This is a genomic window from Pseudomonas sp. C321 (genome assembly GCF_055407105.1).
Genome location: NZ_JBUZRB010000002.1, coordinates 723,825 through 739,628, shown reverse-complemented (window position 1 = coordinate 739,628; position 15,804 = coordinate 723,825). Strand labels below are relative to the sequence as shown.

The window sequence follows — 15,804 nt, the reverse complement described above, 5'->3', positions numbered from 1 at the left end:
AATTCAGGGGAAAAGGTACGGCGTTGTTTGATCATCTGACACCTCGTTCTGGCGAGCATTCTCGCCTAAATGGATGTCCGGTTTCATTAGACCACTACATTCTATCAATAAGGTCGATTTGGTTAAAAAGCGATCGCCGCTTCTTCTATATAGAAGGGCTCTCGCACTCTATATAGAAGAAGGCACTCAGATAACGCCTGACTCCTTCAATGCTTCAACACTCGATGAAGACAACCCCAGCACCTGCTGCAACACCTGAAAGGTATGCTCGCCCAACAGGGGAGGCGCACTGCGGTATTCAACAGGCGTCTTGGAAAGGCGAATAGGGCTGGCAACCTGTGGAACCATTCCAGCCAACGCGTGAGGCAGCTCGATAGCCAATCCCCGGGCCTGAACCTGAGGATCGGCAAACACCTGCGCCAAATCATTGATCGGCCCACAAGGCACGCCAACCTTCTCAAGCTGTGCCACCCACTCAGCCGTGGTCTTGAAGACAGTCGCCTGACGAATCAAAGGAATCAGCGCCGCCCTATTGGCCACCCGCAGCTTGTTGGTGGCAAACCGAGGATCATCGGCCCACTGAGGCTGCCCAGCGACCTGAGCAAACTTGCGAAACTGCCCGTCATTACCCACGGTCAGAATGAAATCCCCGTCGGACGTGGGAAAGTCCTGATACGGCACGATATTAGGGTGCGCATTGCCTAGCCGCCTGGGCGACACACCCGTAGTCAGGTAATTCATCGCCTGATTGGCCAGACAAGCCACCTGGACATCCAGCAAGGCCATATCGATATGCTGCCCACCGCCATCATGATCGCGATGTGCCATGGCCGCCAGAATCGCAACGGTGGAGTAAAGCCCCGTCAGGATATCGGTCAAGGCAACACCTACCTTGACCGGCCCTTCTCCCTCATCGCCCTCAGGTCGACCGGTCAGACTCATAAGCCCGCCCAACCCCTGAATCATGAAGTCATATCCAGCCCGCTTGGCATAAGGACCTGTCTGGCCAAAGCCAGTGATCGAGCAATAGATCAGCTCCGGATTGATTTCCTTGAGCGACTCATAGTCCAAGCCATAAGCCGCCAGGCCACCGACCTTGAAGTTCTCGATCAGAATGTCCGACTTCGCCGCTAGATCTCGAACCAGCTTCTGCCCCTCCGGCCGCGTGAAGTCGATGGTTACCGACTCTTTATTACGATTGGCCGATAAATAGTACGAGGCCTCACTGGTGTTCTCGCCATAAGCGTCCTTAAGGAAGGGCGGGCCCCAGGCGCGGGTATCATCGCCATTGCCAGGCCGTTCGACCTTGATCACCTCAGCCCCGAGGTCCGCTAGAATCTGCCCGGCCCAAGGGCCCGCCAGCACTCGCGACAAATCTAGTACCCGCAGATGCGATAGCGCGCCCATGGTCGTCCTCCTATTAATAGAACGCCTGAATACCGGTTTGGGCGCGCCCCAGAATCAGCGCATGCACGTCGTGAGTACCTTCATAGGTGTTCACCACTTCCAGGTTGACCAGATGACGGGCGATTCCGAACTCGTCGGAGATACCGTTCCCACCGAGCATGTCGCGAGCCATACGGGCAATATCCAACGATTTACCGCACGAGTTGCGCTTCATGATCGAGGTGATCTCGACCGCAGCCGTACCCTCATCCTTCATACGCCCCAAACGCAGGCAGCCTTGCAGGGCCAAGGTGATTTCGGTCTGCATGTCCGCCAGCTTCTTCTGAATCAGCTGGGTAGCGGCCAACGGACGACCGAACTGCTGGCGATCAAGGGTGTATTGGCGAGCCGTGTGCCAGCAGAACTCCGCAGCACCTAATGCCCCCCAGGAAATGCCATAACGCGCCGAGTTGAGGCAAGTGAACGGCCCCTTCAAACCCCGGACATCCGGAAAGATGTTTTCTTCCGGCACAAACACGTTGTCCATGACAATCTCACCCGTGATTGAGGCGCGCAGACCGACCTTGCCGTGAATCGCCGGGGCACTCAGGCCTTTCCAGCCTTTTTCCAAAACAAAACCGCGAATGTCGCCCGCATCGTCCTTGCCCCAAACCACAAACACATCAGCAATCGGGCTGTTGGTGATCCACATCTTGCTGCCGGTAAGGCTGTAGCCGCCATCCACCTTGCGTGCACGAGTAATCATCGCACCCGGGTCGGAACCATGGTCAGGCTCGGTCAGACCGAAACAACCAATCCACTCGCCGGACGCCAGCTTGGGCAGGTACTTTTGCTTTTGCGCTTCCGTACCGAATTCATTGATAGGCACCATGACCAAAGACGACTGCACACTCATCATCGAGCGGTAACCGGAGTCGACGCGCTCGACCTCACGAGCAATCAAGCCATAGCTGACGTAGTTCAAACCGCTGCCGCCGTACTGCTCGGGAATCATTGCCCCCAACAAACCTGTTTCACCCATTTCACGGAAGATCGCCGGGTCAGTCTTTTCATGGCGGAAGGCTTCAAGAACGCGCGGCGCCAGCTTGTCCCGGGCGAACTGCTCGGCACTGTCGCGCACCATGCGCTCTTCTTCGGTGAGCTGCTGATCCAGCAACAGTGGATCGATCCAGTTGAAGCTTGCCTTACCGCCCATGAGTGAGTCCTCGCGAAGTAGATCAAAAGTCGTGCATGGAGCCTAGGCCGGGCAGGCGAGGAGAGCAAACGAGGTTTTTGCATAGCCTTGTGCTAATTTATCACTCCGTAACGATTCAGAAGGGCATATATGCCTTTTATTAGTGAGGGTACGGTACATGCGCAGAAAGATCCCCAGCACCACAGCGCTGGTCAGTTTTGAGGCCGCAGCCCGCCACGAGAGCTTTACCAAGGCGGCGCAGGAGCTTTCCATCACTCAAGGCGCCATCTGTCGACAGATCGCCAGCCTTGAGGAGTTTTTGAGTGTCGAGCTATTTCGGCGGTCGCGCCGCGGGGTGAAGCTGACTGAAGCCGGCCTGTCCTACAGCCGCAGAGTGGCGACTCAACTGGATGCAGTGGAGCGCGATACGCTGTCAGTGATGGGCCAACAAGGTACCAATGTCATCGAACTGGCGGTGGTCCCGACCTTTGGCACCCAATGGCTGATTCCACGCCTCAAGGACTTCCAGCACCAGCACCCAGAAGTCACCGTAAACCTCACCAACCGCACACGGCCCTTTCTGTTTGCCGATACCGAATTCGACGCGGCGATCTACTTCGGAGACGCCGACTGGTCAGGTACCGAATCTCACAGATTGATGGGAGAAAACCCGCTCCCAGTATGCAGCCCGAAACTGCTGGGGGACCGCACACACTTCAGTGCACAAGAGATCGCCGAAATGCCCCTTCTGCAGCAAACCACCCGGCCTTACGCTTGGCGCCAGTGGTTCAACGCGCAGCAACTGAACGTCCCCCGCGACATGACAGGACCCCGTTACGAGCTATTCTCCATGTTGTCCCAGGCAGCCATGCATGACATGGGTGTCGCGCTGATCCCGCCGTTCCTCATTCAACGGGAATTGAGCGAGCACCAGTTGGTGGTTGCCAGCCCTCAGGTCCTCGCAAGCTCAAAGGCCTATTACCTGATGATTCCCGAGAGGAAAGTCGAATCAGCCTCCCTGCATGCGTTCAGAGACTGGCTGATCGACCAGTCACAGCGCTACAACCCTAATGTTTAAACAGGCATCGTACATTGTTGACCCTGTAGTCAATTAATATTGAATCCTACAGATGTACATATATGTCGCAATTCGACAGACTGTACCTATCAGTCTCAAATCCGCCTTTAAGCCATGACTTACGTGGCCCACAGCGCCTTATCAAGCCCGATACTCACTTATTCACATCAACGATGGCGAAACTCTTTATTTTCGCCTTTATGCCTTTAGAAACCGGCATTTGACGTAGTTATTTACGGGTATTGCGACAATCAGTCACAGGGTGACTTGTAGTTAATTTTTCGTCACCCGCCATAATCCCTTGATGCTCGTAAAGTTCGCCTGCAAAATGCCGCGCCCCGCTGTCATTTCGGCGGGATCGTGCTGATCGGCCGCCCCAGTCACGCCCTCCATGGCGCGCTGGCCTTTTTACAAAAAGATCAAACGCAAAAAGATCACGCAGGAGATTTGACGTGCACATTGGTGTTCCTCTCGAAACCCAGACCGGTGAAACGCGGGTTGCTGCAACCCCGGAAACCATCAAGAAGCTGATCGGCCAGGGCCATAAGGTCACTGTACAGAGCGGGGCAGGCATTAACGCCAGCATCGTCGACAGTGCCTATGAAACGGCAGGCGCAACCATTGGCAGCGCCAACGATGCATTTGGCGCAGAGCTTATCCTCAAGGTGGTCGCCCCCAGCGACAGCGAACTGACGCTGATCAAAAGCGGCACCGTATTGGTGGGCATGCTCAATCCGTTCAGCAACGAAACCATCAGCAAACTCGCCGACCGCGGCATCACCGCCTTCGCCCTTGAGGCGGCGCCGCGCACATCTCGCGCACAAAGCCTGGACGTACTATCCTCCCAGGCCAACATCGCCGGCTATAAGGCTGTGTTGCTGGCCGCTCATCACTACCCACGCTTCATGCCGATGCTGATGACCGCCGCAGGAACTGTGAAAGCCGCCCGCGTGTTGATTCTCGGCGCTGGCGTTGCTGGCCTGCAGGCGATTGCCACGGCGAAACGGCTGGGCGCAGTGATCGAAGCGTCCGACGTGCGTCCCGCGGTGAAAGAGCAAATCGAATCCCTCGGCGCCAAGTTCGTCGATGTGCCGTATGAAACCGATGAAGAGCGCGAATGCGCCGTCGGCGTCGGTGGTTATGCTCGTCCCATGCCCACCAGCTGGATGCAGCGCCAGGCCCTCGCAGTGCATGAGCGCGCCAAGCAGGCCGATATCGTCATCACTACTGCACTGATCCCCGGTCGCAAGGCACCGACCCTGCTGAGCGCCGAAACCGTCGCGCAGATGAAGCCAGGCTCAGTGGTCATCGACCTCGCCGCAGCCCAGGGCGGTAACTGCCCGTTGACCGTGGCCGATCAAGTGGTCGTGGAAAACGGCGTGACCATTTGCGGCCCGACCAACTTGGCTGGTGCCGTCGCCGCTGATGCCTCGGCCCTGTATGCACGCAACCTGCTGGACTTCCTGAAGCTGGTCTTCACCCAGGAAGGGCAGTTTGAAATCAACCTTGAAGACGACATCGTCGCCGCGTGCCTGATGTGCCGCGACGGCCAAGTCATCCGCAAAAACGCCTAAGCAGGGATTCAGACGATGGAAGAGCTTATCTCCCCCGGTATCTACAACCTGATCATCTTCGTGCTGGCGATTTATGTCGGTTATCACGTGGTCTGGAACGTCACTCCCGCACTGCATACCCCTCTGATGGCGGTGACCAACGCCATTTCGGCGATTGTGATCGTCGGCGCCATGCTCGCCGCAGCGCTGACCGTCACTCCGCTGGGCAAGACCATGGGCACTCTTGCCGTGGCTCTGGCTGCGGTCAACGTGTTCGGCGGCTTCCTGGTCACCCGACGCATGCTTGAGATGTTCAAGAAAAAAGCCCCGAAAGCCGTAAAAGAAGAGGCGCCCAAGTAATGAGCATGAACCTTGTCACGACGCTCTACCTGATCGCGTCGATCTGCTTCATTCAGGCCCTCAAAGGTCTCTCGCACCCGACTACATCCCGACGCGGCAACCTGTTCGGCATGCTCGGCATGGCGCTGGCAGTACTCACCACCGTGGGCCTCATCTATAAGTTGGGCGCTGAGCTGGCCACCGCCGGTATCGGCTACGTGATTGTCGGCCTGCTGGTAGGCGGTACCGCTGGCTCAATCATGGCCAAGCGCGTGGAAATGACCAAGATGCCGGAGCTGGTAGCCTTCATGCACAGCATGATCGGCCTGGCTGCGGTGTTTATCGCCATTGCCGCTGTAGTTGAGCCGCAGTCCCTGGGTATCGTCAAACAGCTGGGAGATGCGATCCCTGCTGGCAACCGTCTGGAGCTATTCCTCGGTGCGGCCATCGGCGCCATCACCTTCTCCGGCTCGGTAATCGCCTTCGGCAAGTTGTCGGGCAAATACAAGTTCCGCCTGTTCCAGGGCGCATCAGTACAGTTCGGTGGCCAGCACAAGTTGAACCTGGTGCTGGGCCTGGCGACCCTGGGCCTTGGCCTGGCCTTCATGTTCACCGGCAACCTCAGCGCCTTTGCTCTGATGCTGGCCCTAGCGTTCGTGTTGGGCGTGCTGATCATCATCCCGATTGGCGGCGCCGACATGCCGGTGGTCGTATCGATGCTCAACAGCTATTCCGGCTGGGCAGCAGCGGGCATTGGCTTCTCGCTGAACAACTCGATGCTGATCATCGCCGGCTCGCTGGTAGGCTCCAGCGGCGCGATCCTTTCGTACATCATGTGCAAGGCGATGAACCGCTCCTTCTTTAACGTGCTGCTCGGCGGGTTCGGCACCACGACAGAGGCCGCCGGCCCGGCAGGCTCGAAAGAGGCGCGCCCGGTGAAATCCGGTTCGGCCGATGACGCCACCTTCCTGCTGACCAACGCCGACACCGTGATCATCGTTCCCGGTTACGGCCTGGCGGTAGCACGAGCACAACATGCGCTCAAAGAGTTGACCGAGAAGCTGACCCAACGTGGCGTGACCGTGAAGTACGCGATCCACCCGGTCGCCGGTCGTATGCCTGGCCACATGAACGTACTGCTGGCCGAGGCGGAAGTGCCTTACGACCAGGTGTTCGAGATGGAAGACATCAACTCCGAGTTCGGCCAGGCCGACGTGGTGCTAGTGCTTGGCGCCAACGATGTGGTCAACCCGGCCGCCAAGAACGATCCGAAATCGCCGATTGCCGGCATGCCGATTCTCGAAGCGTTCAAGGCCAAGACCATCATCGTCAACAAGCGTTCGATGGCCAGCGGCTATGCCGGCCTGGACAACGAACTGTTCTACCTGGACAAAACCATGATGGTCTTCGGCGACGCCAAGAAAGTCATCGAAGACATGGTCAAGGCCGTCGAATAAACACTGCTCCAGCGCAATACCCAAAACCCCGGCCTTTAGTAGGCTGGGGTTTTTTTATTATCGAGGAAAACCCGACCAAAGGCTCTAAATCGCTGCCCTGCATTCGACCATGGTAGCGGGACGAAACTTTTTGAAATCACTAGACTGCCCACCTTGCCTCCGTTGCCCGAGATAACAATCCATGTACCGTGATCGTATCCGCTTGCCTTCGCTGTTGAACAAGGTCATGAGCGCTGCCGATGCCGCCGCCCTGATCCAGGACGGCATGACCGTCGGCATGAGCGGCTTCACCCGCGCCGGTGAAGCCAAGGCCGTGCCCCACGCCCTGGCCGAGCGCGCCAAGACCTCGCCGCTGAAAATCACCCTGATGACCGGCGCGAGCCTGGGCAACGACCTGGACAAACAGCTGACCGAAGCCGGGGTACTGTCACGCCGCATGCCGTTCCAGGTCGACAGCACCCTGCGCAAGGCCATCAATGCCGGCGAAGTGATGTTCATCGACCAGCACCTGTCGGAAACCGTCGAGCTGCTGCGCAACAAGCAACTCAAGCTGCCAGACATTGCCATCATCGAAGCCGTCGCCATCACCGAGCAAGGGCACATCGTGCCGACAACCTCGGTCGGCAACTCGGCCAGCTTTGCGATTTTCGCCAAGCACGTGATCATCGAGATCAACATGGCGCACAACCCAAACCTGGAAGGCCTGCACGACATCTACATACCGTCCTATCGCCCGACCCGCACACCGATCCCACTGGTGAAGGTAGACGACCGTATTGGCAGCACCGCAATCCCGATTCCGCCGGAAAAGATTGTCGCCATCGTCATCACCAACCAGGCAGACTCAGTGTCCACCGTGGCGGCGCCCGACAGCGATACTCAATCGATCGCCAATCACCTGATCCACTTCCTCAAAGAGGAAGTGGATGCCGGCCGTATGACCAACAAGCTCGGCCCGCTGCAAGCGGGTATCGGCAACATTGCCAACGCGGTGATGTGCGGCTTGATCGACTCGCCGTTTGAAGACCTGACCATGTATTCGGAAGTGCTTCAGGACTCGACCTTCGACCTGATCGACGCAGGCAAGCTGAGCTTTGCCTCGGGCAGCTCAATCACCTTGTCGGAACGTCGGAACGCTGATGTGTTCGGTAACCTGGAGCGCTACAAGGACAAACTGGTGCTACGTCCACAGGAAATTTCCAACCACCCGGAAGTAGTGCGGCGCCTGGGCATCATCGGCATCAATACCGCGCTGGAGTTCGACATCTACGGCAACGTCAACTCCACCCATATCTGCGGCACACGGATGATGAACGGTATTGGCGGCTCAGGCGATTTCGCCCGCAATGCGCACTTGGCGATCTTCGTCACCAAGTCGATTGCCAAAGGCGGGGCGATTTCCAGCGTGGTGCCCATGGTGAGTCACGTCGACCATACCGAACATGATGTCGACATCCTTGTGACCGAAGTGGGCCTGGCAGATCTGCGGGGCCTGGCTCCACGGGAACGGGCACGGGTGATCATCAATAACTGTGTACATCCAGCCTACCGCGACGCGCTGAACACCTACTTCACTACAGCCTGCACCCTGGGTGGGCATACCCCGCACATCCTGCGCGAAGCACTGAGCTGGCACATCAACCTGGAAGAAACCGGGCATATGCTGAACGCGTAATTGATACAGATCCGGGCTGATGCAAATACAGTTTCATCAGCCTTGGATTGCCAGCGTAGATTCCGCAAAAAACTGTACTGCTGTACCGGTCATTTCCTACCAAAAAATCCTACAATCACCCTCATAAACACCTATAACGCACCATTTAAGTGCCTACAGGTACAGTTTCCTCATTTTTGTACAGTACAGCCGCTATAAACAGTTAACTGGCCCCTCACAATACAGATGAACTGTATCTAGAGTGTCTTGCGCCGGAGGAGGATCATTGGCATCAGTTAAACCACTACCTAATCCCGCCACAAGCGGAAGGATGTCACCATGGAACGTACACTCAGTTCCGAACTGTTCTTCGAAGACAAAGCTGTAAATACCCAGGCTTCCTTGCCTTTGCGCGTTATCGCCAACCTGATGTTGTGGCAGCGCCGCATCTCCAGCCGCCATCAATTGGCTCGCCTGGATTCGCGTCTGCTGGCTGATGCCGGGATCAGCGAAGCTCAACGCTACGAAGAGCTGAGCAAGCCGTTCTGGCGCTAATGTAGCGCCCGCTGGCCCGAACCCACTGGGTCCACCGCCAGCATCCCGAATTGTTATAGCAAGACCCGCCCCGGGTGACTGGAGGCGGGTTTTGTTGTTTTTGGAACCTCGATTTCAGACGACACACAGAAGGCCTGTCAAAAGAGCAGTACAGTTAAAAAAACAAAACAATTAAACAGTACAATTTATTATTGGTGTATCTGTACCGGTAATCGCAACAAGCCCAGCATGGTGCTCCAGAACACCAAGAAAGGCGCTCGCCATGAACCCCTTGCCAAATACCCTCGCCACCTTTGCACGATGTAATCTTTTTAAACGCCTTCTGCACCGCACCGCCTACACAGTGACCCAATGGGCACGGCGCGCCCGCACGCGGCGCCAGTTGGCCGAGCTCAACCCACGAGAATTGTCAGATGCAGGTATCAGCCATGGCGACCGAATGGCCGAACTGTCCAAGCCCTTCTGGAGCGAGTAATCACGCCTACCGCCGGGGCAGGCTATCCGAACAGATAAGTGGCAGCTAATATCTTGCTACCACGTGGCGAGCTCTGTAGAACGCGCGTCTGATGCCCAACGGCAACAACGCCCCGCTTACAGCGGCGGCTCTGCGCCACCTTCTTAGTTCATTCACAGGAGTCACCCCATGTCCCGTCTTCGTCTGCTGAGCGCTGCAGCCCTGCTGGTCCTGGCCGCTAACGCAAACGCTACCAGCCTGATCGTGACCACCGATTCGATCGTCGGCGCGCTAAAAGCTACTTCCGACGCCACCTCCGATGCCACGTCCTCACTGCGTGACAACAAGGTCGTACGCGCCGCCCGCGACGACGCGGCCAGCTTTGTTGCCAGCGAAGGCGCCATTCGTGGCGTGAAACTGGAAAGCGCCCTGGCGCAGATCCGCCAGCAAGCGCCACAACTCAATACAGCGACCGACGCGCAATTGGCCCAAGCCATCCTGGCGATCTGACCGCAAACCGGGACGAAGGGAACGCCAGCCGTTCCCTGAGACCTCGGCGCTGGCTCTCGCCCGGGCATTGCGCTAGCCTTGGCACTCGTTTTCAGTTGTCGAGTCCCATGGCTTTTTCATACCGCTTGTTGATTGTCCCTGCATTGCTTGCTTGCTGCTGGTCCGGTTCGGCCCTGGCCTTTGACCTGTCCACCCAAAGCATCGTAGTCAGCGCTTATGCCACCAGCAAAGTGACCTCCGCCCCGTTCGACAATAAATTGATACTGGCCGCCCAGGATGACGCTGCTGCTTTCATTGCCACTGACGGCCAATGGCGGGGAGCCCAGCTGGAATCAGCGTTGGATTATCTACGTCGTACCCAGCCAAAACTTAAGTCCAGCGACCTTGAACTGGCTCAGGCAATTCTCGTCCAATAATCATCTTTGTCTTACGGAGTTATTCCATGCGTAGCCCGCTGATCGCCGCCGCCCTCGGCCTGCTGTTGTTGGCCGATGTTGCCCAGGCACAAACCCTGGTGGCCACCAGTAACATCATCGTCCGGGCCTCTGGCCGTACCATTGATTTCACCTCGGACACCACCACCTCAATCCGAGATTCAAAAATTGTGCGCGAAGCCCACGATGATGCCGCCAGTTTCGTCGCCAGCGATGGCAACATTCGCGGCGCCCAACTGGAAGCAGCCTTCAACACCCTGCGTACCCGCGTGCCAGAAGCCCGTGACGCTAGTGACCAGGTACTCGCCGAAGCCATCCTCGCACTGTGAGGCGCCTTGCCGCCTGGCTATTGGCCGCAACTGTACTGCTGTGTGGCAACGCCGCCCAAGCTAGCCTGCAACTGCGGCTCAAGACCGACGGTTTGAGCCCGGCCGAACAGCAGGCCAGCCAGGCATTACTCGATGAAGCCATGCAGTCCTTGCCACCGCGCTTCATTGAGCAGTTGGACCGGCGCATAGACGTCGGCTGGACCAATGACATGCCCGGCAACGCCTACGGCCAGGCATCCCTGGTGTCCGAGCTGGACCTCAACCGCAACCTTCTGGCCAGCCTTACCGACGGCACGGCGGCCACTAAAAAAACCAATCGCCCCCACGGCACCGTACGCCGGGAAATGCTCGCCACCGTGCTGCATGAATTGACCCACATCTACGACCGCGCCCGCCTGTGGCCCAACGCTGACCGCGCGCTGATCCAGCGCTGCAGCCGCCAAAACAGCATCACCGGCCTGATTGGCCTACCCGATCAATGCCGCGGGCAAAATGACCGCCGCTTCACCCTCAGCGACGACCCGCGCCTGCTGGACCTGGCTGGTTGGCCGCAATACGTCGGCCGGCGTGGCGAGCGCGAACAGCACAACCGGCAGATCGCCCGCAGCCCTGACATCTACGAAATCACCAATCCCAAGGAGTACGTCGCGGTCAACATGGAGTATTTCCTCCTCGACCCGAGCTACGCCTGCCGCCGTCCCTCGCTGTACCGCTATTACAAGGAGCACTTTGGTTGGGCGCCGCCAGCCAAGGACAACTGCGCCAAGACCTTCGCCTTCCTCAACGCCGGCAACGATTTCGCCAAGACCCCACTGGGCCAGGTTGACCCAGAACGGGTCTACGCCATCGATTACCTGCTGGCCGAAGCCAACCAGAACCTCGTCAGCCGCTGGGGCCACAGCATGCTGCGCCTGGTGATCTGCGCACCGGGCCGGCCCCGGGGTCCGGATTGCCGACTGGATCTGGATCAGCACCTGGTGTTGTCCTACCGCGCCTTCGTTGGTGACGTACAGCTGTCGAGCTGGGATGGCCTGGTGGGCAAGTACCCGTCGCGACTATTCGTGCTGCCACTGGCCCAGGTCATCGATGAATACACCAAGACCGAATTGCGCGGGTTGGCTTCTGTGCCGCTGATCCTGACGCGACAAGAGATCAACGACACTGTCGAGCATGCCGCCGAGATGCACTGGAGCTACGACGGCAATTACTACTTCATCTCCAACAACTGCGCGGTGGAAAGCCTGAAACTGTTACGCAGTGGCAGCGCCAACCCGCAATTGACCGGCCTGGACAACATCACCCCCAACGGCCTGCTGGAAGTGCTCAAGGGCCGGGGCTTGGCCGATACCAGCGTGCTGGACGATCCCAAAGAGGCCCTGCGCCTGGGCTATCACTTCGACTCTTTCCGCGAGCGCTACCAGGCGATGTTCGAGGTGCTGAAGAAGCACCTGCCGATCAAACAAACCCAAGTCGAAGACTGGCTGGCACTGAGTGCCAAGGAACGCCGCCCATGGTTCGCCCAGGCCGACCTACGCACCAGCGCCGCGCTGCTACTGTTGGAGCAGGCGAGCTTCCGGCGACAGCTGATGCTGGCCCAAGATGAAGTCAAACAACGCTACCTGGGCGCTCGCGAGCTGAAGAACGGCGGCATGGACAAAGCCAACGCCACCTTGCAGCAGATCCTCGCCAACAGCGGCTTTCTTAGTCGCCCGGCAGAGCTGCTGGGCAGTAGCGGCTATGGATTGCCCCAGCCAGTGGAGTCCAGGCGCCTGGAGTCTGAGAGCAGCCTGCGCCAAAAGCAGCTGCAATCGCTGAACGGCGAACTGGACAAGGAGGTGAGAGCGCTGCTGGAGCCTTCAAGGGCGGCAGAGATTGCCGAGTGCGAGGCCAATCTCAAGCAGGTCGGCGAACACCTGCGGGCCTTGCACAAGGCCGCCGGTGGATTGGAGTTGCCTTAGAGCTGCTCTTCATCCTCCTGCGGTAACTGCTCATCCAGATGCACCCACGGCAACCGGCTCGTCACCCAGATATGCCGATCCGCTGGTGCATCTTCCGGATGATCCAGGGTCGCGATGGTCACATCAATATTTTCCGAGCTCAGCCGCGTCACCAGCGCCAACTGCGCCCCACAGTGAGAACAGAAATACCGCATACAACTCTCAGAAGAGTCGTACTGTGCAGGCAGCCCTGTCACCCAGGCCAACGCTGCACGGGGCAGGGTGATCCAGGTGGTCACCAACCCACCGCTAACCCTGCGGCAAATCGAACAGTGGCAATGAGCGATATCTACCAGCGGCCCGCTGAACTGATAACGCACCCTGCCGCAATGGCAGCCGCCTGCATGCAAATCGCTCATCTCCCAAGCCCCTGGCTGCTCTATGCCAGCAGATTACTCCCCGTCGCCTGTTTTTCCAGCGAAAGCTGGCTGAAAGCTTGCGCGATTAGGATCGCCCCCACTTCCGGCAATAGACCGGCAGGCCTGCCTGAGCGTTCCGACGCCCAACGGCCCAATTAACAACAACAATGGTGATTCTGATGCCTGCTCGTACCCGCCTGTTTGCCCCGACTCCTCCCGTACGCCTCGCGCTTTTCGTTCTGCGCTGACCAACCCTCGGTTCGCCATTCCCTAGCCGCGCTACGCCTGGAGTATTCCTATGCTGACTTTCCTTGGCTTTGCCATGGTCATCACGTTCATGTTCCTGATCATGACCAAGCGCCTGTCCGCGCTGATCGCCCTAATCATCGTACCCATCCTGTTCGCGCTGTTCGGCGGCTTTGCGCCGAAAATCGGCCCGATGATGCTCGAAGGCATCACCAAGCTGGCGCCAACCGGCGTGATGCTGATGTTCGCCATCCTCTATTTTGCCCTGATGATCGACTCTGGCCTGTTCGACCCGGCCGTGCGCAAGATCCTCAAACTGGTCAAGGGCGACCCGCTGAAAGTCTCGGTCGGTACTGCAGTGCTGGCGCTGGTGGTGTCCCTGGACGGTGACGGCGCCACTACCTACATGATTTGCGTGGCCGCCATGCTGCCGCTGTACAAGCGCATCGGTATGAGCCCGCGGATCATGGCCGGCCTGATCATCCTCGCTGGCGGCGTGATGAATATGACACCATGGGGCGGCCCGACCGCTCGTGCTGCCAGCGCACTGCATGTGGACCCATCGGACATTTTCGTACCGATGATTCCGGCGATGCTCGCAGGCGTGGTGGCTATCCTGGTGATTGCCTACATGTACGGTAAACGCGAACGTGCCCGTCTCGGCGAATTACACCTGCTAGGCGATGAAATCGACCACAGCGAAATCAGCGTCTCGCAATACCCCGACGCCCGCCGCCCGAAGCTGATCTGGTTCAACGGCGCCCTGACCCTGGTCCTGATGTGCACACTGATCGCCGGCCTGTTACCGCTGCCCGTGCTGTTCATGGTGGCCTTCAGTATCGCGATGATCGTCAACTACCCGTGCCTGCAACAACAGAAAGACCGCGTCGCCGCCCACGCCGGTAGCGTCCTGGCGGTGGTCGGGTTGATCTTCGCCGCCGGTATCTTCACCGGCATCCTGTCGGGCACCGGCATGGTCGATGCCATGTCCAAGAGCCTGCTGGCGGTCATTCCCGATGCCCTTGGCCCTTACCTTGCCGTAATCACCGCACTGGTGAGCATGCCGTTCACTTTCTTCATGTCCAACGATGCGTTTTACTACGGCGTACTGCCGGTACTGGCCGAAGCCGCCAGCCACTACGGCATCACCGCCGTAGAAATGGCCCGCGCCTCGATCGTTGGCCAGCCGGTACACTTGCTCAGCCCGCTGGTGCCGTCGACTTACCTGCTGGTGGCCCTGGCCGGTATCGAATTTGGCGATCACCAGCGTTTCACCCTCAAGTGGGCAGTGCTGGTGTGCCTGTGCATAATGGTTGCCGCGTTGCTGATGGGGATTTTTCCGCTGTTCAGCACTCTATAATCGTACAACTCACTGCGCCGACCTGAGCTGAGGGTTGGTGCGGTCCAGCACTCGCTCAAAGGAATACACATGGAATGGCTGAGCAATCCGGAAATCTGGATTGCCTTCTTCACCCTGACAGCTCTTGAGATCGTCCTGGGCATCGATAACATCATCATGATTTCGATCCTGGTCAGCCGCATGCCCAAGCATATGCAGGCGCGCACCCGGATCTTCGGCCTGGCCCTGGCCATGATCACGCGCATCCTGTTGCTGCTATCGATCACTTGGGTCATGCGCCTTACAGGTGACTTGCTCACGGTGGCCGGCCACGACATTTCCGGTCGCGACCTGATCCTGTTCTTCGGTGGCCTGTTCCTGCTGTGGAAAAGCTCCCAAGAGATGTATCACGCGCTGGAAGGTGAAGACGAAACCCACCACGAGCCAACAGGCAAGGGTGGCAAGTTCATCTACACCATCATCCAGATTGCGATCATCGACATCGTCTTCTCGCTGGACTCGGTCATTACCGCCGTGGGTATGGTTTCCCACGTTCCAGTGATGGTGGCGGCGATCATCGTCGCCGCACTGGTGATGATGCTGGCCGTTGGCACCATCAGCGACTTCATCGACAAACACCCGTCGCTGAAGATGCTGGCGCTGTCCTTCCTGCTGGTAGTGGGTACCGTATTAATCGCCGAAGCCTTCGACGTTCACATGCCAAAAGGCTACGTCTACTTCGCCATGGCGTTCTCGCTGGCTGTGGAAGCGGTGAACATCAAGATGCGCACCGCCATCGCGAAAAAGAAAAAACAGCAGGGCCCTGTGAAACTACGCAAGGATATTCCGGGTCAATAAACTTGCGCAGACCAAAATCTAGGCGTCCTCGCTCCTACAGGAAAGAGGCTTTCGGGCCTCT

General features: G+C 58.3%; 16 protein-coding genes. 13 read left to right on the top strand and 3 right to left on the bottom strand.

What is annotated here, in order from left to right; genetic code table 11:
- Window positions 1-186: 186 nt before the first annotated feature.
- Window positions 187-1,407 carry a CaiB/BaiF CoA transferase family protein gene (locus ACZRJ6_RS09450; RefSeq protein ID WP_463967424.1) on the bottom strand — a complete coding sequence of 407 codons (1,221 nt, stop codon included), beginning with the start codon at window positions 1,405-1,407 and terminating at the stop codon, window positions 187-189.
- Window positions 1,408-1,420: 13 nt separating this feature from the next.
- The gene (locus tag ACZRJ6_RS09445) at window positions 1,421-2,602 is read right to left on the bottom strand and encodes an acyl-CoA dehydrogenase family protein (protein ID WP_133100527.1); all 1,182 of its coding nucleotides are present in this window, start codon (window positions 2,600-2,602) and stop codon (window positions 1,421-1,423) included.
- Between the two features lie 157 nt (window positions 2,603-2,759).
- On the opposite strand from ACZRJ6_RS09445, the gene ACZRJ6_RS09440 reads away from it, so the two are divergent.
- The 11 genes from ACZRJ6_RS09440 to ACZRJ6_RS09390 all read left to right on the top strand — a co-directional run bounded on the left by ACZRJ6_RS09440 (window position 2,760) and on the right by ACZRJ6_RS09390 (window position 12,902).
- Window positions 2,760-3,659 (top strand): LysR family transcriptional regulator, encoded by a 900-nt coding sequence (locus ACZRJ6_RS09440; protein WP_463967425.1) that lies wholly within the window; start codon window positions 2,760-2,762, stop codon window positions 3,657-3,659.
- 452 nt (window positions 3,660-4,111) lie between these two features.
- Complete coding sequence (locus ACZRJ6_RS09435; RefSeq protein WP_463967426.1) at window positions 4,112-5,233, top strand: Re/Si-specific NAD(P)(+) transhydrogenase subunit alpha; 1,122 nt, start codon at window positions 4,112-4,114, stop codon at window positions 5,231-5,233.
- A 15-nt stretch (window positions 5,234-5,248) separates the two neighbouring features.
- Complete coding sequence (locus ACZRJ6_RS09430; RefSeq protein ID WP_003187010.1) at window positions 5,249-5,572, top strand: NAD(P) transhydrogenase subunit alpha part 2; 324 nt, start codon at window positions 5,249-5,251, stop codon at window positions 5,570-5,572.
- The gene (locus ACZRJ6_RS09425) at window positions 5,572-7,008 is read left to right on the top strand and encodes an NAD(P)(+) transhydrogenase (Re/Si-specific) subunit beta (RefSeq protein ID WP_463967427.1); all 1,437 of its coding nucleotides are present in this window, start codon (window positions 5,572-5,574) and stop codon (window positions 7,006-7,008) included. Before ACZRJ6_RS09430 ends, ACZRJ6_RS09425 begins: the two co-directional genes overlap by 1 nt.
- A 181-nt stretch (window positions 7,009-7,189) precedes the next feature.
- Window positions 7,190-8,683, top strand: a complete 1,494-nt coding sequence (locus ACZRJ6_RS09420; protein WP_463967428.1) for an acetyl-CoA hydrolase/transferase family protein — start codon at window positions 7,190-7,192, stop codon at window positions 8,681-8,683.
- A 318-nt stretch (window positions 8,684-9,001) separates the two neighbouring features.
- On the top strand, window positions 9,002-9,217 hold the full coding sequence (locus ACZRJ6_RS09415) for a DUF1127 domain-containing protein (RefSeq protein WP_007911656.1): 216 nt from the start codon (window positions 9,002-9,004) through the stop codon (window positions 9,215-9,217).
- 262 nt (window positions 9,218-9,479) lie between these two features.
- On the top strand, window positions 9,480-9,692 hold the full coding sequence (locus tag ACZRJ6_RS09410) for a DUF1127 domain-containing protein (protein ID WP_463967429.1): 213 nt from the start codon (window positions 9,480-9,482) through the stop codon (window positions 9,690-9,692).
- 168 nt (window positions 9,693-9,860) lie between these two features.
- Window positions 9,861-10,181, top strand: a complete 321-nt coding sequence (locus tag ACZRJ6_RS09405; protein WP_463967430.1) for a DUF2388 domain-containing protein — start codon at window positions 9,861-9,863, stop codon at window positions 10,179-10,181.
- Between the two features lie 107 nt (window positions 10,182-10,288).
- The gene (locus ACZRJ6_RS09400) at window positions 10,289-10,597 is read left to right on the top strand and encodes a DUF2388 domain-containing protein (protein ID WP_463967431.1); all 309 of its coding nucleotides are present in this window, start codon (window positions 10,289-10,291) and stop codon (window positions 10,595-10,597) included.
- Window positions 10,598-10,623: 26 nt separating this feature from the next.
- Entirely contained in the window at window positions 10,624-10,944 is a 321-nt protein-coding gene (locus ACZRJ6_RS09395; protein ID WP_463967432.1) for a DUF2388 domain-containing protein, read from the top strand.
- Window positions 10,941-12,902, top strand: a complete 1,962-nt coding sequence (locus ACZRJ6_RS09390) for a DUF7844 domain-containing protein (RefSeq protein WP_463967433.1) — start codon at window positions 10,941-10,943, stop codon at window positions 12,900-12,902. The genes ACZRJ6_RS09395 and ACZRJ6_RS09390 overlap by 4 nt, the downstream gene beginning before the upstream one ends.
- Here the strand turns inward: ACZRJ6_RS09390 and ACZRJ6_RS09385 are convergent.
- Window positions 12,899-13,300, bottom strand: a complete 402-nt coding sequence (locus tag ACZRJ6_RS09385) for a GFA family protein (protein ID WP_463967434.1) — start codon at window positions 13,298-13,300, stop codon at window positions 12,899-12,901. The genes ACZRJ6_RS09390 and ACZRJ6_RS09385 overlap by 4 nt on opposite strands.
- Window positions 13,301-13,598: 298 nt before the next feature.
- On the opposite strand from ACZRJ6_RS09385, the gene ACZRJ6_RS09380 reads away from it, so the two are divergent.
- Together ACZRJ6_RS09380 and ACZRJ6_RS09375 are read left to right on the top strand one after the other, a co-directional pair.
- On the top strand, window positions 13,599-14,906 hold the full coding sequence (locus ACZRJ6_RS09380) for a CitMHS family transporter (RefSeq protein WP_463967435.1): 1,308 nt from the start codon (window positions 13,599-13,601) through the stop codon (window positions 14,904-14,906).
- 69 nt (window positions 14,907-14,975) lie between these two features.
- Window positions 14,976-15,743 (top strand): TerC family protein, encoded by a 768-nt coding sequence (locus tag ACZRJ6_RS09375; protein ID WP_463967436.1) that lies wholly within the window; start codon window positions 14,976-14,978, stop codon window positions 15,741-15,743.
- The last annotated feature ends 61 nt before the right edge of the window (window positions 15,744-15,804 follow it).